The 5,735-nt window shown below is 52.6% G+C and carries 7 protein-coding genes and 1 tRNA gene; 1 reads left to right on the top strand and 7 read right to left on the bottom strand.

Annotated features, from left to right (window positions below; genetic code table 11):
* A partial coding sequence (locus tag ACXJJA_RS09185) for an RNA-guided endonuclease InsQ/TnpB family protein (RefSeq protein WP_456487919.1) occupies window positions 1-1,008 on the top strand: 1,008 nt, incomplete at its 5' end.
* 31 nt (window positions 1,009-1,039) lie between these two features.
* Here the strand turns inward: ACXJJA_RS09185 and ACXJJA_RS09190 are convergent.
* From ACXJJA_RS09190 to ACXJJA_RS09220, 7 genes are all read right to left on the bottom strand, one after another.
* Window positions 1,040-1,111 (bottom strand) — tRNA-Arg (locus ACXJJA_RS09190).
* On the bottom strand, window positions 1,097-1,672 hold the full coding sequence (locus ACXJJA_RS09195; protein WP_456487920.1) for a DUF447 domain-containing protein: 576 nt from the start codon (window positions 1,670-1,672) through the stop codon (window positions 1,097-1,099). The genes ACXJJA_RS09190 and ACXJJA_RS09195 overlap by 15 nt, the downstream gene beginning before the upstream one ends.
* A complete protein-coding gene (locus tag ACXJJA_RS09200; protein ID WP_456487921.1) occupies window positions 1,659-2,654 on the bottom strand; it encodes an NrpR regulatory domain-containing protein in 996 nt (331 codons plus the stop codon). Before ACXJJA_RS09200 ends, ACXJJA_RS09195 begins: the two co-directional genes overlap by 14 nt.
* Window positions 2,655-2,777: 123 nt before the next feature.
* The gene (locus tag ACXJJA_RS09205) at window positions 2,778-2,987 is read right to left on the bottom strand and encodes a hypothetical protein (protein WP_456487922.1); all 210 of its coding nucleotides are present in this window, start codon (window positions 2,985-2,987) and stop codon (window positions 2,778-2,780) included.
* A 130-nt stretch (window positions 2,988-3,117) separates the two neighbouring features.
* On the bottom strand, window positions 3,118-3,633 hold the full coding sequence (gene tfe, locus ACXJJA_RS09210; protein ID WP_456487923.1) for a transcription factor E: 516 nt from the start codon (window positions 3,631-3,633) through the stop codon (window positions 3,118-3,120).
* A 33-nt stretch (window positions 3,634-3,666) separates the two neighbouring features.
* Window positions 3,667-4,131, bottom strand: a complete 465-nt coding sequence (locus ACXJJA_RS09215; RefSeq protein ID WP_456487924.1) for a 4Fe-4S dicluster domain-containing protein — start codon at window positions 4,129-4,131, stop codon at window positions 3,667-3,669.
* On the bottom strand, window positions 4,103-5,735 hold a 1,633-nt coding region (locus ACXJJA_RS09220; RefSeq protein ID WP_456487925.1), incomplete at its 5' end, for an aldehyde ferredoxin oxidoreductase family protein. The genes ACXJJA_RS09215 and ACXJJA_RS09220, both read right to left, overlap by 29 nt.

Here is a 5,735-nt window from a genome sequence, read left to right on the forward strand (position 1 = left end):
GAGTATGATAACTTCCAGCATTGGCTTGAGACGGGAGAAGACAGAGGTGTATATTCAGCATACAAGCAAGATGCGAAGTGGCTATACAAGAAAGCGAAGCGGATGAAAGGTGTTCCAATAAGAAAAGATTTGATAGACATTCAAAGAAGGGACACGAAAATAGCTAAATACTGGGCGAGGATAAGGGTAAAAGGTGTGAGGGGTGGCGTCAAGGTTGCTTTAGCTCATCAGCCTTTCAATTTCGAGGAGTGTGAAGTATGTGAGTCTCTGCTCGTCAGGAAGGGTGGAGAATTCTACCTCCATGTCACGGTCAAGAAGGATGTCGAGCTGAAGAATGAATACGCATCCATCATCGCGATAGACATGGGAGCGAGATGGGTAGCCGTGTCGGTGGCACGGCACCGCAGCAAACCGAAGTTCTACGGCAGAAAAGTGAGGGCGGTTAGAGGAAAGTATTTCTGGCTGAGGCGCAAGCTCGGAAGAGCGAAGAAGCTCAGAGCGATAAAGAAGATAGGACATAAAGAGCGAAGGCTCGTGAACGACGAGCTGCACAAGATAGCGAAGGATATAGTTGAAGAGGCGGAGAGGCACGACGCCATAATAGCGATAGGCGACTTGAGCGGCGTCAGGAAGAACCATAATGGGAAAAAGGCGAACAGGAAGGTCAATTCGATGCCGTTCTACCGTCTGAAGGAATACATCAAGTATAAGGCGTTGGAGAGGGGCATCCTAGTCATAGAAGTTCCGGAGTTCAACACGTCAAAGCAGTGTTCCCGCTGCGGCTCGCTGCGAACGGAAAGACCCGGCGTCTTCATCTGCGAGGATTGCGGCTATCATGTCAATGCGGACGTGAACGGTGCGAAGAACATATTAAAACGAGCCGTGGGCTACATGCTCACGGTAGGAGCTGTCGTGACCCAGCTCGAAGGGGAGCGCCATATCAGGCACACTCCCCAACCTCGCGCATCCGGCGGATGCCCTCCAATGGAGGGGGGAGGTCACAGATGACATTCTGTGACGCTGTTTAAAGCCGAAAAGAAGCCCCAGCCGGGACTCGAACCCGGGTCTTGGGCTCCGCAGGCCCAAGGGATATCCACTACCACACTGGGGCGATTTTCTCGTAAAGCAGCCGCATTGCCTCCCGCTCAGCAGCGCCCCCGCACTTCTCTACAATTCTATTATAATAATCAATCAACTTTTTAAGCTCTTCCCTCTCCTCACCTCTCGCCAGCACAAGCCTCGTAGCATGCACAGCCGCCTCGAAAACGGCGTTCCGCCCCCGATTCACGGCACGCACGCTCCGTCTCCTTATTTTAAGGGCTACTGGCTTAAGCTTAAACTCCGAAAACACCTGAATTTCGCTCAAAACTCTGCATTCGAACAAAACCCAAACGTCCGCAGCCCGCAGCACCGGGAAGCCCCAGAAGCGGCGAAAGTGTCGTGGCTCCAAATCGCCAAGCGCCGCACTCACAAATAGCACAGGGTTGTCGGTGATGTTGGCAGCGAGCTTTCCCGTCCGCTTCACGTTTTCGAGAGTCTTTGACTTAAAAATCCTGACGTAGTAGCCGTTTTCGTTGATTATACCAAGAGGCGCAGCATTCGGCACTCCGTCACGTTCTGTGGTGGCGATGACCTCCGAAATTTTGCCTTCGAATATCTTAGATAACCTCATGGATGTCCTCCAGTTCCTCAAACATCAACAAGCCGTAACGCACGCCGAAAGTCTCGATTCCGCACTCCTCAACCGCTGCAAGCGTGTTGGCGCCGTCGGGGATTAAGACATGTAGGACGCCACCCGTCGTTTTTCGCTCGAAAAACAAATTGCTCATCCCCGCCGAGCGGATGTTCTCGAAGACCGAGCGCACGCACCTCTTTGCGGCGACAGGTACCTCCCTACAGCTCACTAAAATCCTACCTTTGTTATTGCTTGCTACCTCGCAAACAGACGTCATTTTACGCTTTATGAAAACTCGTGCCGGGTCTAAGGTAGTTTTTTCGTAAAATATTGCATCTATGATCTCACAACGTTTTCTACTACTCTCACAACCGCCACCGCTGAACTGCAAGACGCCGCAGTATCGTAATTTGGAAGGCACGCCCGCCCTAAGGAGAAGGGCGTCGAAAGTGGCACTATAGAGCGTGGCAACGCAAGCAACGCCGTTCTTTACACTCATTTTTACATACGGAGAAAAAGAGAAGTCAGTTACCTCCTTCATTATGGCTAACGCCTTCTTCAGGTTGTTTTCTTTGATGTATGAAAGAAGGACGACAACACTCCCCTCCCGCCGTTTGGGGTCGAAAGTAGCTTTGGAAATGAGTTGTTCAAGAGATTTTAGCGGTTGTCCGAGCCTCTCACTCACGAAACCCTCCTCCAGCTCCTTAAGTCCTTCTGCGGTTATCACCCTACCCGAATATCCTTTTTTCTCAGTGAGTCCCATCTTGTCCAGAAGTTTCAGGTAGTATCGAACGGTTCGCTCGCTCACGTAGAAGCCTCGCTGCCGCAACTCCTCAGCCAGCACTCTTGCGCCGATAACGCTATCGCTTTTCTCATTTAGGATTCTCAGGATTTCCAAGAGTTTGCGTTGCGTCGAGATTTCGAGCGATGAAATGTGTGGCGGCGGTCGCTCCTCTAAGAAAAATTCCGACGTATCCATGCTTCACACCTCGCTGCTCTTTGTGCAGCGCACGCATCCTTTCCACCACAAGATGGCATTCGCCAAGTTTCCCCCTTCAACTCCCCTATTTCCTCCTAATATTTATCCTCTCCGTATCGTCCATCAAATGTCGGCGTGCGCCACGATTTTCTCCTTCGTGGTCTCAAGCACGAAAATCGGCGTTCGACGGCGCACAGCTTCGTCAGCGGGTATGCCGAACGATTTTCTCGTCCAAGCCGAACTACTGAGCAGCTCGCCGACGACGCAAGCAATGCCGTGCGCCTTCAAGCGTCCGATGGCATAGCGCCTTTGAACATAATTTCTCGTCCACATCGTGCTTCGCAGTTCAGAGCGAGGCTAACGACCGCCTCAGAGTGCTTAATTATGCGTCGTCGCATTCACTTCTCTAAGAAGCCTCAGGCATTCATTTTTATCCTTGCCGCTTTTCGCTTAACATCCGCAGTTACGGGTCTTCAACCTCAGAAATCCGTCGTTCTATCGCTTTTATGATGAGGGAGCTGTCCCGATACGTCAGGGCGCCGCCGCAAGCTCCACATTTGAAGTTCTGCTCTAAAGCCTGCCAGAAGCTGACTTTCGTGTCGCCACAAGAGCATACGTAGAACATGTTCTCCCGCTCGAACTCCAGACGAGCTTCTAAGTTGCGTATGAGCCTCTTCGCCTCGTTTTCTATCGCAGCTTCGATGTTCTTAGGGTTTATGCTCCAGAGATAGGTCATCCAGCCGCTTTCCTTGTCCTTCAGCCGCTTATATTCGGCAATCCTGCTCTCATACAAGATGTAAAGAATTCGGCGTACTATATTGAGTTTCAAGCCTGTAATCTTTGCTATCTCTTCATCTGTTGTCTCCTCCTTGCCAAGAAAACTCTTTATTACCACTATTCCCTCCTCGCCCACTTTTTTCTTCAGATACTCATGAACCACCGAATGCTCAAGTATCGAATTTTCTGACAAAACGCCCACCCACTTGGATATCGCACCGAAAGAAGATTAATTTTACGGAAATGATTCCAGATATCTCTTGAAACTAATCATCCTCGCTCTTTTTGCGATGGTCTCGGCGGACGTTATTTCTAAGGCGCACTCCGGACAGTATTTAACACATTCAGGCTCGCCGCCGCAGAGGTCGCAGGAGATTGGCAGTTTGTTGTCGGGATGCAACGTGATGGCGCCGAACTCGCAAGCTTCGACGCAAATCCCACAACCGTCGCATTTCTCCTTATCAACCTTTATTATGCCGTTTTCGCCGACGCTCAACGCCGACCTCGGACACATGTGCACGCACGGCGGCTCCTCGCAAAAACGGCATGCCACCGCAACATCAAACCCCGGAAAGACACGCACGACACGAATCCTTGCCTTCTTGGGGCTGCTCACGCCCTCATTCTTCAAAGCGCACACAAGCTCACAAATCCTACAACCGGAACACTTCTCAGGATTTGATATTATGTAAAGCTTCATCTTCACACCCCAGCCCCAACTCTCTCAACCTCTCGGCGCTCGGCACACCGTTCTCTTTCCAGCCTCGCAGCTCGTAATACTCTTTAAGATTCTCTTTGAGCTCTCCATGTCTTAAAACCTTGCCGACGGCGACGCCGCTCCGCAAAGGCTCCTCAAAAAATCTTTCTGGCAGCGCCGTAGCGGCAGCGTCGGCTGCGACGTTCGTCGTGGTGGTGGCAGCAGCCACCTCCCGCAAATTGTAAAGGCGTTGCAGATTCCAGATGCGTTCGCCGATGAGCTTCAACTCGTTCCAAGAGAATTCCAAGCCCGTAGCTATCTTAATCAGCCTGGTAAGCTGCTCAAGCTTCAAACTCAGTCCGAAAAACTTGCAGAGAATTAAAGAGTCAAAAACCTGCATCCAGTCCTCGAGCTCCTTCAGCAGCGAAGTTTTTGCATCCGCCGAAGCATGCATGCGCACGTCTTGGACGAACGGCGTGCTCAGTCCCGCATCCACGAGCATCATCATGGAAGAAACTGCGTCGGCGCCACGACTCGAAGTCACAAGGGACAATGCATACCCCTCCAGCGCCCTCGGCTCGTAGCCCGGAATTTCGAGACCACCGACGTGCATTGCATGCTTTTCTGCGTTGAGCGTCGTCGCTGCTGCCTTCACGCCATCGGCAAGGACGTCACCAATGCCCTCCCGCCTCGCAATTCTCTCTAAAAGTTCGATGACGATGTCGGCGTCGCCCCACCGCAACTCCAGCCCGCTCGTCCTATCGGCATCCAAAACGCCCGCCTCGTAGCACTCCATGGCGAAGCTCACGGCGGAGCCGGCGCTCACCACGTCGAGCCCCAGCTCGTTACACACGTTTTGAAATTTCAGAAGCATGCCGACGTCGGAGCAGCCGCAGCGAGCGAATGCGGCGACGCTCTCATATTCGGGTCCACTGCCGAGTTCGCCCTCATATTTCCTAGGGATCCTCGATGCCCGCCGGCAACCGGTCCGGCAGCAGAAACACGCATCCTTCTTTATAACAAGCTTCTCAGAAATAGCCTCCTCGTTCATTTCATCCAGATTAAAATCATTCTCGAAGTCAGAGCTTAAAGCTTTGAAATTGTGTGTCGGAAACGCTCCGCTTTTAGCAACGTAAGAAATAAAAGCAGCACTACCATAAGCGCTTAGTGCTGCGGAGAGCACGTCCTTCCTCTTCGTCAGCTCCAAAATTTCCTGCCTCAGAGCATCTGGGTCGTGAACTTGAACGTCGCCGGAACCGCTAACAGCGATGGCTTTGAGCTTCTTGGCGCCCATGACGGCGCCGAGCCCGGTTCTCCCAGCGGCATGCGCCCTTTCCGATATTATAGCGGCAAACTTCACAAGGTTCTCGCCGGCGACGCCGATGCATGCGATTTTCGCCTCGAAGTCGCCCAGATCCTCCTTTAAGATTTTTTCAGTTTCCGATGCTGGGCGCCCCCAGAGGTGGGAGGCATCTCTGAACTCGACGCCGCCGTCGCGGATGACGAGCGCCGTCGGCTTCGCGGCGACGCCCTCGATAATAACGCCGTCGTAGCCCGCGAATTTCAGCTCGGCGCCGAAGTGCCCGCCGGCGCTCGCCGCGCCGAAA

This window comes from Candidatus Alkanophaga liquidiphilum (genome assembly GCF_053996935.1).